This window comes from Leifsonia sp. NPDC102414, from assembly GCF_044765685.1.
In the GTDB taxonomy this organism is placed as follows: domain Bacteria; phylum Actinomycetota; class Actinomycetes; order Actinomycetales; family Microbacteriaceae; genus Leifsonia.
Window position 1 is genome coordinate 825,141 of sequence record NZ_JBIWKN010000002.1, and the last position, 16,663, is coordinate 841,803.

Genomic DNA, 16,663 nt, shown 5'->3' on the forward strand with positions numbered 1-16,663 from the left:
CGACCATAGGGCATCCGCGCGCGACACCCCGTAAGAATTCCGTTAGGAATATTCAGAAATTACTGAAACAAGCGTAGAGTCACGCTTCATGGACACAGTCATTGAGGCTACCGGCCTCGAAAAGCGGTTCGGTCGGGTGCGTGCGCTCGACGGTCTCGACCTCTCCGTCACAGCGGGCGAGGTGCACGGATTCCTCGGGCCGAACGGCGCGGGGAAGTCCACGACCATCCGCATCCTGCTCGGCCTCGCCAAGGCGAGCGGCGGCAGGGCCACCCTGTTCGGCCGCGAGCCGTGGAAGGACGCCGTCGAACTCCACCGGCGCATCGCGTACGTGCCGGGCGACGTGAACCTCTGGCCCAACCTGTCCGGGGGAGAGGCCATCGACCTCATCGCCAGGCTCCGCGGCGGCACGGCGGACAAGGCCGTGTACGCCGAACGCAAGAAGCGTCTCGTCGACGTCTTCCAGCTCGACCCCACCAAGAAGGGCCGCGCGTACTCGAAGGGCAACAGGCAGAAGGTCGCGCTCGTCGCCGCCTTCGCCACCCCGGCCGACCTCTACATCCTGGACGAGCCGACCAGCGGCCTCGACCCGCTGATGGAGGCGACCTTCAACAGCGAGATCGCCCGCGTCGCCCGCGACGGGGCCACCGTGCTGCTGTCGAGCCACATCCTCTCCGAGGTCGAACAGCTCTGCGACAGGGTGAGCATCATCCGCGCGGGCAGGACCGTCGAGTCCGGCACCCTCACCGAGCTCCGCCACCTCACCCGCACCGAGGTCTCGTTCGTCGCGGACGGGGTGTCGGATGCGCAGCTCGCGCGCATCCCGAACGCCCACGACCTGCACACCGCAGACGGGCGGGTGCGGTTCACCGCGGACAGCGACAAGCTGTCCGGCGTGCTCTCCGCGCTCGCCGAGCTGGACACGCAGGGCCTCACCGTCGCACCTCCGTCGCTGGAGGAGCTGTTCCTGCGCCACTACGGCGACGAGCTCACGGGGGCGAACGAACGATGACCACCGCAACGCAGTCCACCGGCCGCTCGGCCGGACCTGCGACGCACCAGCACACCGCGGCGCGCCGCGACCAGGGCAGAGGCCGCACCCTCGCGGTGCTGCTGCGCCAGCGCATCCGGCGCGACCGCTGGCAGCTGCTCATCTGGATCGTCGGCATCGCCATGCTCGCCGCGTTCTCCGCCGCCAGCATCAGCAACACCTACGGGGATGCGAAGGGTCGCGTCGAGCTGATGCAGCTCGCCATCGCCAACCCGGCCATCCTGATGCTGCGCGGTCTCCCACAGGGCACCGGCCTCGCCGCCGTGACGTTCTTCGAGATCTTCACCTTCCTCGCCCTGCTGGCCGGGCTCATGTCGACCTTCCTCGCTGTGCGGCACTCCCGCGCGGAGGAGGAGACCGGCCGGGCGGAGCTGGTCGCGTCGACCCCGGCCGCGCGCATCCTGCCGACCGTCGCCACGCTCATCCACGGGGTGCTGGCGAACGTGGTGCTCGCCGTCGCGACCGGCCTCGGCTTCATCGCGGCAGGGCTGCCCGTGGCTGGATCGTTCGCGGCCGGTGCGGCCGTCGGTGGTGCAGGCATCTCGTTCCTCGCCGTCGGCCTGCTGCTGTCGCAGCTGATGATGACCTCGCGCGGGGCGAACGGCTTCGCCTCGGCCGTCGTGGTGCTCGCCTACCTGCTGCGCGGCATCGGAGACGCCACAGGCACGGTCACCGGCGACGGCGCCCACATGGTGAGCGCGTGGCCCACCTGGCTGAGCCCGATCGGCTGGGGCGAGCAGTTCGACCCGTACGGCGCGAACGACTGGCGGCCGCTGCTGCTGCAGCTCGGGCTCGCCGTCGTGCTCATGGCCGTGGTGTTCGCGCTGCAGTCCGTCCGCGACAGCGGCGCGGGGCTGATCGCCGAGCGCCCAGGACGACGGGATGCGCGGGCGATGCTCGCCGGACCGCTCGGCCTGGCCTGGCGGCTGCAGTGGCCGACCATCCTCGGCTGGACGGTCGGCGGTCTGTTCACCGGCCTGCTCGCCGGAGCCCTCGGCAGCGTGGTCAGCTCGTCGATCGCCAACGACCCGAGCCTGGGCAGCATCCGGAAGGCGCTCGGGGAGATCGGCGCCGGCGGCTCTGGGCCGTTGACGCAGATCTTCATCTCGGCGATCTTCTCCATCGTCGGCGTGCTCGCCGCCGCGTGCGCGACGCAGGCGGTCATCCGGTTGCGCCAGGAGGAAGCCGGGGGCGCTGCAGAGGTGCTGATGTCCACGCCGCTCTCGCGGGTGCGCTGGCTGCTGCAGTTCCTCCTTGTCGGGGTGATCGCGATCGTGCTGGTGCTCGTCGCCGCCGCTCTCGCATCCGGCCTCGCCGCGGTGGGAGCGGGGGAGGACGCCGCGCGCATCGGCGACTCGTTCGCCGCTGCTGCCGCCCAGTTGCCTGTCGCCCTCGTCTATCTGGGGGTGCTCGCGCTGGTGTTCGTCGTGCTGCCGGGCTGGACCATCCCGCTCGGCTGGACGCTGCTCGGCCTCGGCGCGTTCGTCGGCATCTTCGGCGGCCTGATCGGGCTGCCGACCTGGGTGCACGACCTGTCGCCGTTCGCGCACTCGCCCGTGGTCGTCGGCACCCCGGACTGGACGGGCGGCTACTGGATGCTCGGCATCGCCGTCATCGCGACGGCGGCGGCGACGCTGCTCATCCGCCGCAGGGACTTCGCGATCGGGTGACGCGGATGTTCTGCCGATGCGGGCCATCGAGCTCGCGGAAATGAAAGGATAGGCCGGTGGCGAAAGACGAGCGGGCACTGAACGATGTGCTCGAGCACGCCGCCGCCGTCCTCACCTCCGCCGGCTTCCCGAAGATGCCCGCCAGGGTCCTGATGGCCCTCACCGTCACCGAGCAGCAGGGGATGACCGCCGCCGAGCTCGCCGACCGCCTCTCCGCGAGCCCGGCCGGCATCTCCGGAGCCGTCCGCTACCTGCAGACCATCGGCATCGTCCGCCGCGTCTCCCAGTCGGCGAGCCGGCGCGACCGCTACGAACTGCCGAGCGACTGGTACGCCTCCATGACGAGGCAGTCCCCGATCTACGCCGTGCTCGCCGCCCAGGCCGACGCCGGCATCGCCGCCGTCGACGACCCTGACTCGCTGGCGACAGAGCGCCTGCGCGACATGGCTGGCTTCTACCGCTTCCTCGAGAAGCGCCTGCCAGAGCTGCTGGACGAGTGGGAACAGATCCGCGCGGCCCGCTCCTGACCGACTCCCAGCCGCATCCGCTACACTGGACGCGGAACACACCGTTTCGTTCGGCTTGACGCCCCTCTCATCGTCGCCGCGAAACCGGGCCGAACCAGCCCGTTCCCACCGCGGACCACCTGTCCGCCACCGCCCATCGCGAGGCCGCTCATCCCGAGCACCGGTCGCGAACGTCACACGTCGACGCGTGACGGCGGATCAACCACACGCTTTGAAAGAAGTACCGCAATGATGAACACAGCAACTCTCGGAATCCGTTTCGATTCCCTCGACCCCATCGCCGAAGCCTGGACCCCGTCCGAGCTCGACACGCTGCCGGCCGGCAGCCGCATCCTCGCCCCGTACCCGGAGCATGACGGCCGCGGCGACATCCTCGTCCGCCACAACGACGGCCTCTGGCACCGCGACCTGTTCGCGCCCATCCCGTCCGACGCCCTCGTCGCCTTCCCCATCCGCATCCTCGGCTGAGCCACGAGACACCAGTGACTGCGCCGCCGCCCGGCGCGTCGGCGACAGATACTGGTATCTCGCCGGGGGCCACGCGCGTCGCAGGGCGGCGAGACCCGCCAGGGTGGGATGCTGAAAGCACCATGCGTTTCACCACACCAGTACAGAAGACGCTCGTCGTCGTCGTGCTGCTCGCCGTCAACGCCGGGCTGGCGCTGCTGCTCAACGCGCTGCGCTGGGAGCCGGGCTCCATCGCGCTGTCGATACTGCAGCTCGCCGGGTGGTATCTCGCCAGCCGGCTCTTCCGCGGACCGGGCGAGCCGGTCGCCGCTGCGCGGCCGTGGTGGCGGATGACGTCGCGCCCGCCGCTCAGCGGTGTGCTCGGTGCAGGCTACCTGCTCATGGCGCTCGTCAACACCGTGCTGTCGATGGTCGGCTACGGCAGCGCATCCGGCACCGTCTCCGTGCTGGTCGAGCTGGTGCTCGCCGCCCTGTTCCTCACCACGTTTGTCAGACTCAGGGCTCTCGGCACCGCACCGCGAACCCCGTAGGCTGGCGGAATGACCCTGACTTCCGGCATCGAAACCTCCGAACTCGATCCCGCCGTCCGGCCGCAGGACGACCTGTTCCGGCACGTGAACGGCAAGTGGATCGACCGCATCGAGATCCCTGGCGACAAGGCGCGCTGGGGCTCCTTCATGATTTTGGCGGAGGAGGCCGAAGCGGCCGTCCGCGAGATCATCGAGGCAGCCCAGAATGCGCAGGAGGGCACAGAGGAACGCAAGTTCGGCGACCTGTTCGCGAGCTTCATGGACGAGGACCGCATCGAGGCCCTCGGCGTCACACCGATCGAGAGCCAGCTCGCGTTCGCGAGCGCCGCCGACAGCATCCCGAGCCTGCTGGAGACCATCGGCAAACTGGAGCGCCACGGCCTCGCCGGGTTCTACCAGCTCTTCGTCGACAACGACCCAGGCAACCCGGAGCGCTACCTCGTCTTCGTGGAACAGTCGGGCATCTCGCTGCCTGACGAATCGTACTTCCGCGAGGAGACCTTCGCCCCGATCCGCGAGGCGTTCGTCGCGCACATCCAGCGGATGTTCGAGCTCGCCGGGTTCCAGGACGCACCGGAGCGCGCCCAGCGCGTCTTCGACCTGGAGACGCAGATCGCCGCGCAGCACTGGGACAACGTGAAGTCTCGCGACTCCGAGAAGACCTACAACCTGTTCGACTGGGCGGACGCGGAGGCGCTGTTCGCCGGCGACGCTAAAGATGGCGCGGACCTCGGCATCTGGCAGAAGGCGCTCGGCGCACCGGACGGCGCCCTCGCCGAGGTCGTGCTGCGGCAGCCGTCGTTCACCTCCGGTCTCGCCGGTCTCCTCACCGAGGATCGCCTCGAGGCTTGGAAGGACTGGCTGGCCTGGCAGATCATCCACGGTGCGGCCCCGTACCTGTCCGGTGACTTCGTCGAGGCCAACTTCGACTTCTACGGTCGCACGCTCACCGGCACGCCGCAGATGCGCGCCAGGTGGAAGCGCGGCGTCTCCCTGGTGGAGGGCGCGATGGGCGAGGCCGTCGGCCGCATCTACGTCGAGAAGCACTTCCCTCCCACGGCCAAGCAGGCGATGGATGCGCTGGTCGGCAACCTCATCGAGGCGTACCGCCAGAGCATCCAGACCCTCGAGTGGATGGGCGAGGACACCCGCAACCGCGCCCTCGACAAGCTGGAGAAGTTCACCCCGAAGATCGGATACCCGGTCAAGTGGCGCGACTACTCCGCGCTGGCGGTCGACCCGACCGACCTGCTCGCCAACGTGCGCGCCACGAGCCTGTTCGAGTTCAACCGCGAGCTGGGCAAGATCGGCAAGCCGCTGGACCGCGACGAGTGGTTCATGACGCCGCAGACCATCAACGCCTACTACAACCCCGGCTTCAACGAGATCGTGTTCCCCGCGGCCATCCTGCAGTTCCCGTTCTTCGACGAGACACGGGATGCGGCGGCCAACTACGGCGCGATCGGCGCGGTCATCGGGCACGAGATCGGCCACGGCTTCGACGACCAGGGATCCAAGTTCGACGGGGACGGCCGCCTGCAGGACTGGTGGACCGCCGCCGACCGCGCGGCGTTCGAGGAGCGCACCAGCAGCCTGATCGAGCAGTACAACGCTCTGGCTCCCGCGCAGGTTCCCGACCACCACGTCAACGGCGCTCTCACCATCGGCGAGAACATCGGCGACCTCGGCGGTCTCGGCATCGCCTGGAAGGCGTACCTGCTGTCGCTGAACGGCGAGGAGCCTCCCGTGATCGACGGCCTCACCGGCGCTGAGCGGTTCTTCCTGTCCTGGGCGCAGGCCTGGCAGCAGAAGGGCCGCGACGAGGAGGTCATCCGCCTGCTGGCGATCGACCCGCACTCGCCGAACGAGTTCCGCTGCAACCAGATCGTCCGCAACATCGACGGCTTCTACGACACGTTCGGCGTGTCGGAGGGCGACGCCCTGTGGCTCGCGCCCGAGCAGCGCGTCACCATCTGGTAGCCAAGGCACGGTCCCCGCGGAGAGGGTGCGCGACGCTCCTCTCCGCGGGGTAACATCGAGCGTGTTGTGCCCGGGGCGACCCACCCGTCGGCACGCGCGCGGCCCCGGAGGACCGCACCCGAAACACCCGACTCGGACGAAGGACCACCCATCCCCGTGACGATCCAGACCCAGGATTCCGAACGCCGCAGCAGGCACGCTTCGTCTCGTCGTGGACGCCATCGGGGAGCAAGCGCCCCGGAGGATTTCAGTCGCGGTTTCGCCGTCCTCGGCCAGCTCGCGCTCGGCGGCGTGCAGGTGTCTGCGCGTGCGACCGACCTGACCACGGGTGCTGTGCTGTTCTCCGTCGACGACCACGTGGTGATGCCGACGGCCAGCATCGGCAAGGTCCTCCTCCTGGTGGAGGTCGCCGCCCGCTTGCAGTCCGGCGAACTGAGCCCGCTCGCGCTCCTCGACCGTTCCCCTCAGGATGCGGTCGGCAGCTCCGGCATCTGGCAGCACCTCGCCGTCCCCGCGCTCCCCGTGGCCGACCTCGCCGCGCTGGTCGGCGCGACCAGCGACAACCTGGCCACCAACGTCCTGCTCCGCCGAGTCGGCCTGGAGGCCGTCAGCGCCCGCACGGAGGCCCTCGGCCTCACCCGCACAGCGCTGCTCGACCTGGTGCGCGACCACCGCGGCCCCGACGACGCTCCGCAGCTCTCCGTCGGCAGCGCCAACGAGCTCACCTGGCTGTTCTCCGCTCTCGCCCGCGGCGAGATCGTCGACGCTCAGACCAGCCAGCGCGTGATCTCCTGGCTGTCCCTGAACAGCGACTTCTCCCTGGTCTCCAGCGCGTTCGGCCTCGACCCGCACGCGCACCGCAACGCCGAGCACGGCATCCTGCTGGTCAACAAGACCGGCGTCGACCGCGGCGTCCGAAGCGAGGTCGGCGTGCTCCGCGGCCCACGTGCCGGTGTCACATACGCGGTCTCGATGTACTTCGACGACGCGAGCCTCGCCGCCCGCCTCTCCGTCATCGACGGGATGCGCACGGTCGGCGCCGACCTGCTGGAGTACGTGTTCTAGCGGCTACCGCCCCGCCACATACGCATCCTCCGCCGCATAGTCGAACCACCCGTCCGCCGTCGCCCGCTCGGCGAGCGTCGGGAACACCCTCTCCCAGCCTTCGTCGCGGCGTTCGGCGGCGTGCGCCTCGCGCACCGCCCAGTCGATCGCCGCCCGAACGGAGTCGGCGTACGTCACCGGCGCCCGATAACCGAGGTCCACGGTCGCGCGCGCCATGCTGAGGACCAGTGGATGCGCGACTGTCCACGGCGTCGAGCCCAGGCCGTCAACGGGCGGGCCGGGGAAGGTGACGATCTCCACCTCCCTGTCGAGCGCGTCGAAGACCGTTGCGGCGATCTCCGCCACGCTCAGGTTGTCGTCGTCCACGGCGTTCAGCACGCGCGCGCCCGGCTGCTCTGCGCACAGGGCGACGAGCTCGGCGATGTTCACCGTTGACGATGTGCTGAACCGGTTGGCCCCGTCGTCGGAGAGCACGACGACCTCGCGGCGGTCCAGCGCCCGCTTGATGAAGAACCATTCGCGCAGCGCAGGGCTGAACGGCCCGTGGATCGCGCCTGGACGCAGGATGCTCACCGGCAGGTCGGCCGTGGCGAGCAGGCGTCGCTCCATCGCCGCCTTGAGCGGAGAGTATGTGCGTTTGCGGTTGTCGACGGTGGGATCGTCCTCGCGCAGCGGGATCGGGTAGTCGGGGAAGTCGTCCGGCCCCGTCACGATGTCGAGGTAGCCGCCGTTGCGGCCGGTGTACACCGAGCCGGTCGAGATGACGACGAGGGAGCCGATGTCGCCGGCGAGGCGGGCGAGCTGGTCGGCGTGCTTCGGCTCGTACGCGACGGTATCGAGCACGAGATCGTGGCCGCGCGCCTTGGCGAGGAGCGCATCCGTGTCGTCGCGGTCGAGGCGGATGGTGGTGACGTCGAGGTCGGCGAGCGCCGCATCCCCCGAGTGCGTGCCGCGGTGGGCGACGAGAACCGACCAGCCGTCGGCGGCGAGGCGGCGGGCGGCGGCGGCGCCGATCTGCCCAGTGCCTCCGATGATCATGGCGGTGCGGGTGGTGTCGGCCTGCATGGCACCAACCTACGCCAGCCTCACTTCATCAGCGTCCTGGCGAGTGCGAGGTATTCGCGCGCGTGCGCATCCGGCAGATATGCCTTGCCGATCGCGCTCCCGATCGCAGGCAGCGCGACAGGGTCGGGGTACGCCATGTAGATCGTCTCGTACGTCGGGTTGAACTTGCTCTTGAACTTGAACAGGGAGGCGAAGCCGTACGCGGGCTCCAGGGTGCGGCCGAGGAACCCGAGCAGGCGGTCCATCGTGGTCGGGTCGGCGGGGGGTGCGCCGTCCGAGACCGGCTTCGTGGCGAGCGGAGCCCCGGACAGGCTCAGCACCTCGACCCCTTCGCCCTGCATCCGGAGGGCGGCGGACGCGATGATGAACTCCATGATGCCCGGGATGGATGCGTCGCCTCTGCGCATGAAGTCGATCGTGTAGCCCACCACCTTCCCGTCGCGGTAGCTGGGCAGCCAGCTCGTGATCGCCTGCAGCCCCCCGTCGGGGTCGAGCGCCAGGTAGAGCGCCACATCCGGGTCTTTCAGCTCGGCGAGGGCGCCGAGGGTGAAGCCCATCTCCGGCAGCTCCTTCTCAGACACCCACTGCTCGCTCATCGCCGTGATCTGGGTGGCGAGGATCGGCGGCAGATCGTCCCAGGTGGTCCAGAGCGTGGAGATGTTCTCCTTGATCCCGCGGTTGTGCGCCTGCCGCACCTTCTGCCACGGCTTGCCGGCCATGTCGAAGGTCTGTGGGTGCATCAGCGTCTCCTCGCCGACGGACATGTACTGCCAGCCGAGGGCGTCGAACACCGGCAGGTACTCGCCGTGCACGCTGTAGAACACCGGCACCCAGCTGTTGGCGTCGCAGAACGAGACGAACTCGGCGATCGTCCGCTCCGCGCGTTCCGGCGAGCAGACCGGGTCGGAGAGGGTGATCGCGATGCCGTTGATGACCCGGTATGCGACGGCGGCGTCCCTGTCCTCGCTGAACCAGTAGACGTTGCCTGGCCAGGTGCCCATGAAGCCGAGCGTCCCGCCTCCGCCGCGCTTCAGCAGCTCGCGGAAGTGCAGCTCGTCGCCGACCGTGCGGCCGGTTGCCGTCGCCCGGTACAGCTGAAGCGTAGCGAGCACGAACACGGCCCAGAACACCGGACCGACCCACTGGTAAAGGATGCTGACGAACGGCACTGTGGGCACGATCACGGTCCCGGTGATCGACTCGAACCCGGAGGGCACGAACCGGCGCAGGGTCGACGCGAACACGTCCCCGATGGTGGCGTCCGGCACGAACTCGGTGAGCGACGCCAGGCCGGCGATCAGGTAGGCGACGGCCAGGATCACGAACGCGCTCACGATGATGATCGCGAAGCGGACGATGGCGGCGCGCGGCGCCCGGATCTGGAACTGCCGCCTGGTGATGAGCAACAGGACGATCGAGGCCACGGGCACTACGAACGCGGCGAGCACCCAGAACAGCAGCTCGATCGCGGGCGCGAGGTCTTTGATGTCGTTGGCGTCGATCGTCAGGTTGCCGCCCGGGAGCGCCGTGAACGGCAGAACGATCATCGCGACGTTGACCACGATGCCCAGGATGAGGGCGAACCTGCGCCCCCGTCGCAGCCCGATCGCGGTCACGATCAACAGCACCAGCGGCAGGAAGCTGAGCAGCAGAGGACCGACGCCGTCGACCGAGACGAGGGCGAGGTCGAGGCGGCAGTTCGCGGTGAAGTTCTTGTCGCACTGGTCGAGCACGGTCTGCGTCGCCACCTGCTGGTGCTCGAACAGCGCGCTGATGAACGAGAACGGGCCGAGGCCGCCTGGCGGCAGCAGGGCGACCAGGGGGCCGAACGCCGTGATGGCGATGAGCGCGGCGACCAGGTTCCTGGTCTCCGCGTGTGAGCTGCGCCGGATTCGCTTCATCGAGCCCGGCCGGAGGATCGTGCCGAGCGCCAGCCCGAGCAGCGCCGCGATCAGGCGGTAGACGTTGTTCTGGTCGCCGTTGTAGAGCACGAACATCATCACGACAGCGAAGGTCAGCAGCCGGATGCGCCGCCGCCACAGTGCCGAGGCGAAGGCGCTCGCCGTGATCAGCGCCCCGATGATCCCGATGGTGGGGTCGAGGGTGAAGTCGAATTCGGTGCTCGTTGCCCAGATCTCCCCGATGGATGCGGCCGCCCACTGCCCGAGGACACCGATCGTGATCCCGACCACCCCGGTCACCAGGAACGCGATCACCGCGCGCAGCGTCCCGATCAGGCGTTCGGAGGCCGCGAACAGGGTGAGAGCGAGGATCACCACGACGATGAGCTGCGCTGGATCCTCCGGCACGAACAGAGCCGTGAAGGGCGTCCACCAGAAGCCGGCCTGGATCGTGGAGGTGACGCCGGCGGCCCACACCAGCGAGTCGCCGCCGATCGTCGCCGGCATCCACATCGTGCTGGTGAGGATCGAGGTGACGAGCACGATGACCACGAGGGCGATGCTCGCCGGTGCGACGCGTGCGTACCGGCCGACCGCCACCCAGAACGGCGCAGGCGGCTTGCGCTTGGCAGGGGTCGGCGCATCCGGAGCCGTCTGCCGCTGTGTGTCGGTGGTGCTCATCGTCTCCTCCGTCACGGTCTGCTCAACCCGAGGACAGGGTAAAGGATCTGGAAGTCTTTCGTCAGGCCGCCGTTGAGCGCATCCACCACGTGGCCTGCGCCGGGGACGACGTAGTACGTGGTCTTCATGCCGGCGGCTTCGGCCGCCTTGGCGTTGCGCTCGACGCCTGGCACGAAGGTCGGGTCGTTGCCGCCGACCGTGAACACCGCCGTCATCGACGAGTACCGTCCAGGGTTGGCCGCGAGGATCGAGGTGGGCTTCGCCGCGTCGAACGCCGCGGTGCTGCCACCGAACACCTGCGCGATCGTCTGCTTCTGGATCTCGACGCCTGGATACTCGTCCCCGGAGACGACGAGCAGATTCCCGTACTGGTCGGGATGCTCTGCCGCGTACTTGAACGCGCACGCCCCGCCGTTGGAGTAGCCGCCGATGGTCCAGGATGCGGGGGACTGAAGCACGTTGAGGTGCGTCCTGATCCACGCGGGGACGTCTTTGGTGATGTAGGTCTCCGCCGCGCCGAACGTGCTGGAGTCTGCGCAGGCCGGATCGCCCTTCGTGCCGATCTGGTCGGCGACGACCACGATCGGCGCCAGCCCCTGGTGCTGGGCGGCGAACTGATCGAGCACGCCGCCGATGTACTCGGGGTCCGGGTTGCCCGGGTATCCCATCATGAAGATCACGACGGGCAGCCGCGGCGGGTTGTTCACCAGGGCCGCCGGCGGCAGGTAGATGCCGGCCGGGCGGGCGTCGAACCCGCTGGACGGGATCACCTGGGTGCCCTGCTTGCCGGTCTTCGGCATGTCGGCCGGCGGCTTCCAGGTCTCGTAGAGCGGACGTGTCGGGTCGGGAGACGCCGTGTTGACGGGGTGGTCGATGTCGATCTTCTTGGCCGTGCTGATGCCGAACAGCGACCCAAGCGTCGGATCCAGGCCGTAGTACGCGTTGACGCCGAGCGTGCCGGTGATGGCGAAGATCACGATGCCGATCAGGGCGAGCACCTTCCGCCACCAGTGCGACGCCCACAGATTCACGAGCGCCAGCCCGAGGGCGGCGAACGTCCCCATCAGCCAGAACGCCACCTGCCGGGGCAGCGGCGTGCCGAACACGTCGAGCGCGTTGACCACGAGGAACAGGCCGACGGCGACGACCGCGCCCCCGAGCATCCCGATCAGGGCGGTCAGAATCCACCGCGTCGTCGGCCTGCGGATGAGCAGGTAGATGAAGAAGGCCGCACTGGCCACCAGGAAGGTCCAGTAGACCGGCCCGTCGATGATGCGTATCCCCCACAGGAGGTCCATCGCGTCTCCCCGTGCTCCCTGTGCGTCTCCTCAGGCGCGTGGCACCACCCTAGCGGCCGAGCCGGAAATGCAGGTATTGATTCGGGCATCTGCTAGACCAGAGCCATGCAGGCCGCAGCCACCGCATCCCGCCGCAGGACAGGCTCCGTACTGTTCGACGCCGTGGACATCGCCGCGACCGGTCTCTTCGCGATCGAGGGGGCGACAGCGGGGGCAGCGGCCGGACTCGACCTCCTCGGCGTGCTCGTGGTCGGCTTCTCCACGGCGCTCGTCGGTGGGGTCATCCGCGACCTGCTGCTGGGGGATGCGCCACCTGCCGCCCTCCGCTCGCCCGTGCGCATCATCGTGGCGCTCGCCGGATCGGTGCTGGCGTTCGTGCTCGCGGCGGCGTCCGTCGACATCCCGGCTGCCGTCCTCACGACACTGGATGCGGCGGCGCTCGCGCTCTTCGCCGTGACCGGCGCCGACAAGGCGCTGCGGCACGGCTCCAACCTGTGGGTGGTGGTGATGCTCGGCACGATCACCGGTGTCGGCGGCGGCGTGGTCAGGGATGTACTGCTCAACCGGGTGCCGTTCGTGCTGACGTCGAGCGTCTACGCGACAGCGGCGGCGGCCGGCGCCCTCGTGTTCGGGCTGCTCGGGCGGGCGAGGGTGCCGGCGCTCGCCGCGATGACCGCGGGGTTCGCTGTGTGCTTCGTGCTGCGCATCCTGGCCGTCGTGTTCGGCTGGCAGCTTCCGCACCTCGGCTGACGCGCGCGGACCCGGCACGAAAAAAACCGCCGCGGCGTGAGCCGCGGCGGGGAAGAGGGTGGAGCGAGTGGCAGGAGTTGAACACTGCATCGCCGACCGGGAAGGCCGGCATCCTAACGTTGGAAGACGCTCGCATGTGCTGTTGTGGGGACGACCATAGCAATGGCCGTCCCCACAGCGCAAGCGTTAATACTGCGCGCTCTAGATCTCTTTGAGGCGCTTCGCCAGGTACTCGTCGAGCTGGTCGATCGGGATGCGCTCCTGCTGCATCGTGTCGCGGTCGCGAACCGTCACGGCGTTGTCCTCGAGCGAGTCGAAGTCGACCGTGACGCAGAGCGGCGTGCCGATCTCGTCCTGGCGGCGGTAGCGGCGGCCGATCGCACCGGAGTCGTCGAAGTCCACGTTGCGGCGCTTGCGCAGGTGGTCGGCGAGCGAGCGGGCCAGGGGCGACAGGGCCTCGTTGCGCGAGAGCGGGAGCACGGCGACCTTGACGGGCGCGAGGCGCGGGTCGAGGCGCAGGACCGTGCGCTTGTCGGTCTTGCCCTTGGCGTTCGGCACCTCCTCCTCGTCGTACGCGTCGACCAGGAACGCCATGAGAGCGCGGGTGAGACCGAACGACGGCTCGATCACGAACGGAACGTAGCGCTCGTTCTTGTTCTGGTCGAAGTAGCTCAGGTCTTTGCCCGAGTTCTCGATGTGCGTCTTGAGGTCGTAGTCGGTGCGGTTGGCGACGCCCATCAGCTCGCCCCACTCGCTTCCGGTGAAGTTGAACTTGTACTCGATGTCGACCGTGCGCTTCGAGTAGTGCGCCAGCTTGTCCTTGGGGTGCTCGAACCAGCGGATGTTCTCCGGCGTCATGCCGAGGTCGATGAACCAGTTCCAGCAGAGGTCCATCCAGGTCTGCTGCCACTCCTCGTCCGTGCCGGGCTCGACGAAGAACTCGATCTCCATCTGCTCGAACTCGCGGGTGCGGAAGATGAAGTTTCCCGGCGTGATCTCGTTGCGGAACGCCTTGCCGATCTGGCCGATGCCGAACGGCGGCTTCTTGCGCGCGGTCTGCAGCACGGCGGCGAAGTCGGTGAAGATGCCCTGCGCCGTCTCCGGGCGGAGGTAGTGCACACCGGACTCGTCGTCGACGACACCGAGGTAGGTCTTCATCAGGCCGGAGAACTGGCGGATCTCGGTCCATTGACCGATCTTGTCCGGGTGGTCGGGGTCGGCGATGTCGGCGAGTCCGTTCACGGGCGGGTGGCCGTGCTCTGCCTCGTACGCCTCGAACAGGTGGTCGGCGCGGTAGCGCTTGTGGGTGATGAGCGACTCGGTGAGCGGATCGCTGAACACCTTGACGTGGCCGGAGGCCTCCCACACGGCGGTCGGCAGGATGACAGCGGAGTCGAGGCCGACCATGTCGCCGCGGCCGCGCACGAAGGTGTTCCACCACTCGCGCTTGATGTTTTCTTTGAGCTCGACGCCGAGGGGCCCGTAGTCCCACGCGGAGCGGGTTCCGCCGTAGATGTCGCCGGAGGGGAACACGAAGCCGCGGTGCTGCGCCAGCGTGATTACCGAATCGAGTCGTGACTGTTCAGCCAATGGTGCTCCCTGTGTCCTGCGAGTTGTGGGGTGTTCCGGGACGCTGCCCGCCCCACAATCCTACCGACCAAGCCCTGGATGCACCGATGGATGCGCGGCCGGATGCGCTCAGCGCGCCCGGTACTCCGAGTCGAGCAGGCCGTAGATGGCCGTGTCGCCCCACTCGCCCTTGAAGATCTCGTTCTCTCTGAGCAGGGCCTCCTGCCGCATCCCGAGTCGTTCGCAGAGCCGCGCGGACGCCTCGTTGCGCGGGTCGAGCTGCGCGAAGACGCGGTGCGCACCCAGCGTGCCGAAGCAGATCTCGAGGACGCGCTCCGCGGCCTCCGTCGCGTATCCGCGGCCGTGCACGGCGGGGTGGAACACCCAGCCGATCTCGACCTGCCCGTGCTCCCTGCTCTTGAGGAAGATGCTCATGTCGCCGACCACGCGGCCGTGGCCGCCCTCCGGGTCCGGCAGTTCGACCGCATAGACGAGCCCGTCGCCGTCCTCGGCCAGATGGTTCATCGCGAGCCGCTTCTTGAGGTGCTTGGCCGACTCCTCGTGGTCGTGCACCTCCCAGTAGAGGTAGCGCACCACGTCTTTGCGCTTCTGATACTCGTGCACATCGTCGAGGTCGCCGGTGTTGAGGGGGCGAAGCAGCAGCCGCTCTGTGCGCAATTCCTCTGCGGCGTACGGCAGCCCTGTCGCGCCGTGGGGGTCGTCAGCCTCGTCGCTCACGTGTCCTCCTGTTCGGTGATGGGTCAGGATGCGGCGCTCTCGTCGCCGACAGCGCGCAGGCGCCGCTCGGCGACGGGACCGATGTCGAGTCCGTAGAGGGCGTTCGCCGCGTCGACGAACGACTGAGCCTCCCCGGTGCGGGCCAGCTCGCGGGCGCGCACGGACGGGGTGTGCAGCAGCACGCCGGCGAGGTGGCGCAGCGCCGCCTCCGTCTGCTCGCTGGAGTCTCCGCGGCCGCGAGCGCGCTCGATCTCCGCGTCCAGGATGTCGAAGATGTGGCCGCGCAGCGCGACGAGTGCGGGGGTGACGGCCTGCTCGGCCGACTGTGCGGCGAACTCGGCTGCTGCCTCGCCGACGATGCTCCGCGCATCCTCTGCTGCGTTGAGCTCTTCGAGGGGCGCGTGCCTGCTGATGGTCTCGAGGTCGAGCAGCTCCGCTCCGTGCAGTTCGGCGACGGCGGGGTCGACGTTGCGGGGGAGGCCCAGGTCGATGATGAGGCGGCGCTCGACCGCCTCGGGGCGCAGCAGCGCCTGCGCGAGCTGCGGCTTGGTGAGGATGGGGTCGGTGGCGATGCTGCAGGTGACGACGAGGTCGCTGGAGGCCAGCGCATCCATCAGGTAGCCGGGCTCGACAGGCTCGATCGCGTGCGAGACGGCGAACTTGGCCGCGCGGCCGGACGGCGAGAACACGCGGACGTCCGTCACGCCGCGGTCGCGCAGGGCGGCGAGGCTGGCTCCCGCGTACGCGCCAGTGCCGACGAGGAGCACGCTGGTCGCGGCCCAGTCGGTCACGCGGCTCTCCGCTAGGTCGAGGGCCAAGCGCACCATCGAGCGCCCTGCCGTGGTGATGCCGGTGCGGTTCTTCACCCCGCGAGAGGTGCGGGACGCGCCCTGGAACAGTCGTTCGAGCTCGCTGGTGACCGTCCCGGATGCGCGCGCGGCCTCGAGCGAGCGGCGCACCTGACCGGCGATCTCACCCTCGCCGACGACGACGGATTCGAGCCCGCTCGACACCGCGAACAGGTGCTCGGCGACGCCGTGGTCGCAGATCACGGTGCTGGACGCGCGCAGCTCGTCCGCGTCGATCCCGGATGCGGCGCTCACCGCCTCGATGACGGTCTCTGCTGACACGGCACGGGCGGCGGGAAGCGGCTCGTCGATGTCGAGGTACGCCTCGAACCGGTTGCAGGTGGCCAGGACGACGGACCCGCTGATGACTTCGCTGTGCTCCGCGAGTGCGGCGGTGACGGCCGGAGCGTTTCGCTCGAGCCGTTCCAGAAGGTCGAAGTCCGCAGTGCGGTGACTCGACGAGAAGCACAGAAGCACGCCAGAGAGCCTACGCTCGCCGCGGCCGAACCTCGAATCGGCGAC

Annotated in this window: 14 protein-coding genes and 1 tRNA gene; 8 read left to right on the plus strand and 7 right to left on the minus strand. The window is 69.0% G+C overall.

The window, feature by feature from the left end; all coding sequences use genetic code 11:
* The first annotated feature begins 88 nt into the window (after window positions 1-88).
* The 7 genes from ACIRCZ_RS12460 to ACIRCZ_RS12490 all read left to right on the plus strand — a co-directional run bounded on the left by ACIRCZ_RS12460 (window position 89) and on the right by ACIRCZ_RS12490 (window position 7,291).
* Window positions 89-1,012 carry an ABC transporter ATP-binding protein gene (locus ACIRCZ_RS12460; protein WP_055896758.1) on the plus strand — a complete coding sequence of 308 codons (924 nt, stop codon included), beginning with the start codon at window positions 89-91 and terminating at the stop codon, window positions 1,010-1,012.
* Complete coding sequence (locus ACIRCZ_RS12465; protein WP_402853474.1) at window positions 1,009-2,721, plus strand: ABC transporter permease; 1,713 nt, start codon at window positions 1,009-1,011, stop codon at window positions 2,719-2,721. Before ACIRCZ_RS12460 ends, ACIRCZ_RS12465 begins: the two co-directional genes overlap by 4 nt.
* Window positions 2,722-2,777: 56 nt before the next feature.
* On the plus strand, window positions 2,778-3,248 hold the full coding sequence (locus ACIRCZ_RS12470; RefSeq protein WP_055896752.1) for a GbsR/MarR family transcriptional regulator: 471 nt from the start codon (window positions 2,778-2,780) through the stop codon (window positions 3,246-3,248).
* Window positions 3,249-3,476: 228 nt separating this feature from the next.
* A complete protein-coding gene (locus ACIRCZ_RS12475; RefSeq protein WP_055896749.1) occupies window positions 3,477-3,716 on the plus strand; it encodes a hypothetical protein in 240 nt (79 codons plus the stop codon).
* Window positions 3,717-3,838: 122 nt separating this feature from the next.
* Window positions 3,839-4,246 carry a hypothetical protein gene (locus ACIRCZ_RS12480; protein WP_402853479.1) on the plus strand — a complete coding sequence of 136 codons (408 nt, stop codon included), beginning with the start codon at window positions 3,839-3,841 and terminating at the stop codon, window positions 4,244-4,246.
* A gap of 9 nt (window positions 4,247-4,255) precedes the next feature.
* Window positions 4,256-6,226 carry a M13 family metallopeptidase gene (locus ACIRCZ_RS12485; RefSeq protein ID WP_402853482.1) on the plus strand — a complete coding sequence of 657 codons (1,971 nt, stop codon included), beginning with the start codon at window positions 4,256-4,258 and terminating at the stop codon, window positions 6,224-6,226.
* A gap of 156 nt (window positions 6,227-6,382) precedes the next feature.
* Window positions 6,383-7,291 (plus strand): serine hydrolase, encoded by a 909-nt coding sequence (locus tag ACIRCZ_RS12490; protein ID WP_055896740.1) that lies wholly within the window; start codon window positions 6,383-6,385, stop codon window positions 7,289-7,291.
* 3 nt (window positions 7,292-7,294) lie between these two features.
* Here the strand turns inward: ACIRCZ_RS12490 and ACIRCZ_RS12495 are convergent, their stop codons facing one another.
* From ACIRCZ_RS12495 to ACIRCZ_RS12505, 3 genes are read right to left on the minus strand one after another with little or no spacing between them, the layout of a single operon-like run.
* Window positions 7,295-8,356 carry an NAD-dependent epimerase/dehydratase family protein gene (locus ACIRCZ_RS12495; protein WP_402853486.1) on the minus strand — a complete coding sequence of 354 codons (1,062 nt, stop codon included), beginning with the start codon at window positions 8,354-8,356 and terminating at the stop codon, window positions 7,295-7,297.
* Between the two features lie 20 nt (window positions 8,357-8,376).
* A complete protein-coding gene (locus ACIRCZ_RS12500; RefSeq protein WP_402853489.1) occupies window positions 8,377-10,938 on the minus strand; it encodes a phosphatidylglycerol lysyltransferase domain-containing protein in 2,562 nt (853 codons plus the stop codon).
* Window positions 10,939-10,949: 11 nt separating this feature from the next.
* Entirely contained in the window at window positions 10,950-12,236 is a 1,287-nt protein-coding gene (locus ACIRCZ_RS12505; RefSeq protein WP_402853492.1) for an alpha/beta hydrolase, read from the minus strand.
* 105 nt (window positions 12,237-12,341) lie between these two features.
* Here ACIRCZ_RS12505 and ACIRCZ_RS12510 point away from each other — a divergent pair, with 105 nt between their 5' ends.
* A complete protein-coding gene (locus ACIRCZ_RS12510; protein ID WP_402853495.1) occupies window positions 12,342-12,986 on the plus strand; it encodes a trimeric intracellular cation channel family protein in 645 nt (214 codons plus the stop codon).
* A 59-nt stretch (window positions 12,987-13,045) separates the two neighbouring features.
* Here the strand turns inward: ACIRCZ_RS12510 and ACIRCZ_RS12515 are convergent.
* From ACIRCZ_RS12515 to ACIRCZ_RS12530, 4 genes are all read right to left on the minus strand, one after another.
* Window positions 13,046-13,120: transfer RNA gene (locus tag ACIRCZ_RS12515), tRNA-Gly, on the minus strand.
* A 67-nt stretch (window positions 13,121-13,187) separates the two neighbouring features.
* The gene (locus ACIRCZ_RS12520; RefSeq protein WP_055896728.1) at window positions 13,188-14,576 is read right to left on the minus strand and encodes a glycine--tRNA ligase; all 1,389 of its coding nucleotides are present in this window, start codon (window positions 14,574-14,576) and stop codon (window positions 13,188-13,190) included.
* Between the two features lie 108 nt (window positions 14,577-14,684).
* Window positions 14,685-15,293, minus strand: coding sequence for a GNAT family N-acetyltransferase (locus ACIRCZ_RS12525; protein ID WP_055896726.1), 609 nt, complete (start codon window positions 15,291-15,293; stop codon window positions 14,685-14,687).
* Window positions 15,294-15,316: 23 nt separating this feature from the next.
* Complete coding sequence (locus ACIRCZ_RS12530) at window positions 15,317-16,618, minus strand: glutamyl-tRNA reductase (RefSeq protein ID WP_402853500.1); 1,302 nt, start codon at window positions 16,616-16,618, stop codon at window positions 15,317-15,319.
* Window positions 16,619-16,663 lie beyond the last annotated feature (45 nt).

Coding starts and splice junctions, on each gene's coding strand:
- ACIRCZ_RS12480 (WP_402853479.1), top strand. CDS start 3,839: ATGCGTTTCACCACACCAGTACAGAAGACGCTCGTCGTCGTCGTGCTG.
- ACIRCZ_RS12500 (WP_402853489.1), bottom strand. CDS start 10,938: ATGAGCACCACCGACACACAGCGGCAGACGGCTCCGGATGCGCCGACC.
- ACIRCZ_RS12460 (WP_055896758.1), top strand. CDS start 89: ATGGACACAGTCATTGAGGCTACCGGCCTCGAAAAGCGGTTCGGTCGG.
- ACIRCZ_RS12510 (WP_402853495.1), top strand. CDS start 12,342: ATGCAGGCCGCAGCCACCGCATCCCGCCGCAGGACAGGCTCCGTACTG.
- ACIRCZ_RS12495 (WP_402853486.1), bottom strand. CDS start 8,356: ATGCAGGCCGACACCACCCGCACCGCCATGATCATCGGAGGCACTGGG.
- ACIRCZ_RS12485 (WP_402853482.1), top strand. CDS start 4,256: ATGACCCTGACTTCCGGCATCGAAACCTCCGAACTCGATCCCGCCGTC.
- ACIRCZ_RS12475 (WP_055896749.1), top strand. CDS start 3,477: ATGATGAACACAGCAACTCTCGGAATCCGTTTCGATTCCCTCGACCCC.
- ACIRCZ_RS12465 (WP_402853474.1), top strand. CDS start 1,009: ATGACCACCGCAACGCAGTCCACCGGCCGCTCGGCCGGACCTGCGACG.
- ACIRCZ_RS12505 (WP_402853492.1), bottom strand. CDS start 12,236: ATGGACCTCCTGTGGGGGATACGCATCATCGACGGGCCGGTCTACTGG.